At 66.8% G+C, this 2,539-nt stretch carries 2 protein-coding genes and 1 pseudogene; 2 read left to right on the forward strand and 1 reads right to left on the reverse strand.

The window, feature by feature from the left end:
• Both Q7U29_RS07930 and Q7U29_RS07935 read left to right on the forward strand, forming a co-directional pair.
• The coding region (locus Q7U29_RS07930) for a glycosyltransferase family 1 protein (RefSeq protein ID WP_304740187.1) at positions 1–1,036 on the forward strand (1,036 nt) is incomplete at its 5' end.
• A 51-nt stretch (positions 1,037–1,087) separates the two neighbouring features.
• Positions 1,088–2,071: a threonine/serine dehydratase gene (locus Q7U29_RS07935; RefSeq protein ID WP_304740188.1), complete on the forward strand. Its 984-nt coding sequence runs from the start codon at positions 1,088–1,090 to the stop codon at positions 2,069–2,071.
• 23 nt (positions 2,072–2,094) lie between these two features.
• Here the strand turns inward: Q7U29_RS07935 and Q7U29_RS07940 are convergent.
• Positions 2,095–2,539 (reverse strand): annotated as a pseudogene (locus Q7U29_RS07940) (hypothetical protein); the annotation flags it as partial.

Below are 2,539 nucleotides of genomic sequence, written 5' to 3' on the forward strand. Positions count from 1 at the left end.
GACCGATGCGTGGCATCCCCAGGTCAACGGCGTGGTGCGGACGCTGGCCATGATGGCGGAGGCGGCGAGACCGCTCGGTGTCGATGTCAGTTTCGTCACGCCGCAATCGTTTCGCACCGTCGCGCTGCCGAGCTATCCGGACCTGCGACTGGCGCTGCCGTCGCCGCGGAAAATAGCCCGGCTGATCGCTGCTAACAGTCCCGACAGCATTCACATCGCCACCGAAGGCCCGATCGGATGGCTGGCGCGGCGTTATTGCCGCCAGCATGGATTGCCGTTCACCACCAGTTTTCACACCAGGTTTCCGGAATACGTCTCCGCGCGCTTGCCGGTCCCGGAGTCGTGGATCTGGGCGGGATTGCGCTGGTTTCACAACGGCGGCCAGGCGGTGATGGCGGCGACTCCGGCGCTGGCCAGCGAGTTGCGCATCCGCGGCTTTCGCAACGTGGTGCTGTGGCCGCGCGGAGTCGACACCAGCCATTTTCATCCGCGCGCTGTCGATCTCGGCCTGCCGCGCCCGATCTTTCTCTGTGTCGGCCGCGTCGCGGTGGAGAAGAACCTCGAAGCGTTTCTCGATCTCGATCTGCCCGGCACCAAACTGATCGTCGGCGACGGACCGGCGCGCGCGGCCCTGATGCGAAAATATCCGCAAGCGGTGTTTCTCGGCGCGCGGCAGGGCGAAGCGCTGGCGGAGGCCTATGCGGCCGCCGACGTCTTCGTGTTTCCGAGCCGGACCGACACGTTCGGGCTGGTGCTGCTCGAAGCGCTGGCCAGCGGCCTGCCGGTGGCGGCGTTTCCGGTGACCGGGCCGCGCGACGTGATCGGCACGGCGCCGGTCGGCTCACTACACGACGATTTGCAGGTCGCGTGCCTCGCCGCGCTGAGCATTTCGCCGCAGGCCTGCCTCGCCTTTGCCGCAAGGCACAGCTGGGAGGCGTCAGCCCGCGCCTTTGTGGAGAATGCCACCAATATCCGCATCGATCCGGAAGGCGATCCGGTTCCATTCGAGGTCGACCAGCCGCGTTTCGTCAGCTGATCCTGCGCGAAGCAGCTTGCCCGTCTGCCGGCGCAGGCGTAACTTTACGCGATGACAATCGCCATTTTGCCTGTGACTTCCGCCGACATCGATGCCGCCGCGCGCGTCATTGCGCCGTATGCGGTGCGAACCCCGCTGTTATCGCCGTCCGTTCTCAATGAACGGATGGGGACCCGGATCTTTCTGAAGCCGGAAATGCTGCAGCGGACCGGCTCGTTCAAGTTTCGCGGTGCCTTCAACAAGCTGTCGTCGATCCCGCAGGAAGCGCGCGGCGGCGGCGTGGTGGCGTTCTCGTCCGGCAACCACGCCCAGGGCGTGGCGCATGCGGCGCAACTGCTCGGCATGCAGGCGACCATCGTGATGCCGGCGGATGCGCCGCTCTCCAAGCGCGAGCGCACCAGGGCCTATGGCGCCGAGGTCGTGCTGTACGACCGCGACCGCGAGGATCGCGAAGCGATCTCCCGCGAGATTGCCGAGAAGCGCGGCGCCACGCTGGTGCGGCCCTATGACGATCCCTATGTGATCGCGGGGCAGGGCACGGTGGGCCGCGAGATCGCAGAGGATATGGCCGCCCTCGGCCTGACGCCCGATATCGTGGTGGCGCCTGCCTCCGGCGGCGGCCTGATCGCCGGCGTCGCCACCGCGATCAAGGCACGCTTTCCGCAGGCCATGGTGATGTCCGGCGCACCCGAGCAGTTCGACGATCACGCGCGCTCGCTGCGCGCAGGCAAGCGCGAGGCGCACGGCTCAAAAGGCCGCACCATCTGCGATGCGCTGATGGCCGCGATCCCCGGCGAGATCACCTTCTCCATCAACAGCCAGTTGCTCGCGCAGGGCATCACCGCGTCAGATGCCGAAGTAGGTACCGCGGTCGGATTTACCTTTCGCGAATTGAAACTGGTGGTCGAGCCCGGCGGCGCCGTCGGCCTCGCCGCGCTATTGGCCGGCCGCATCGACGTGAAAGGCAAGAACGTCGTCATCGTGCTGTCGGGCGGCAATGTCGATGCGGATTTGTTCGCGCGATTGATCAGCTGAGCCGGCAGATCAGGCGAGAGCGCTTACGAGAAGAACGCGATCTTCTCGGCCTGACTCATGCGCCGGATCGGCGCCAGCGGATCGGCCCCCACCGTCTGGGGCCGGTTCAGGATTCCCCTTGATATCAGCGAGGCGCCGAGCGACGGCTCTTCCACCGCCGCGAGCGAGGGTTGCAGCGACGGTTCAGCGGCCGGCAGCTCCGCCGCGGCGGCCATCGGTTCGAGCTCCGGCTCCGGCGCGACGCTGACGGGGTCGGCAGGCGCAAGTTCCGCGACGGCGGCCTCGGCCGACTCCATTTCGGCGGCGTCATTGAAATCTGTGGGATCGTCCGCGGCCATTTCGAGCGCGATCATGTCGAGGATCGCGTCGTCATTGGCTTCATTTTGGGCTTCGTCGGCTTCGCTGGTCAGGCCCTCCGGCTCAACCACCATGTCAGCGGTCTCCGCCATGGCGTGCACGGTCTCGACC

Source organism: Bradyrhizobium sp., assembly GCF_030654605.1.
Classification (GTDB): Bacteria; Pseudomonadota; Alphaproteobacteria; order Rhizobiales; family Xanthobacteraceae; genus Bradyrhizobium.

Excerpts from the sequence above, each read along its gene's own strand:
- Q7U29_RS07935 (WP_304740188.1), top strand. The coding sequence starts at position 1,088 with ATGACAATCGCCATTTTGCCTGTGACTTCCGCCGACATCGATGCCGCC.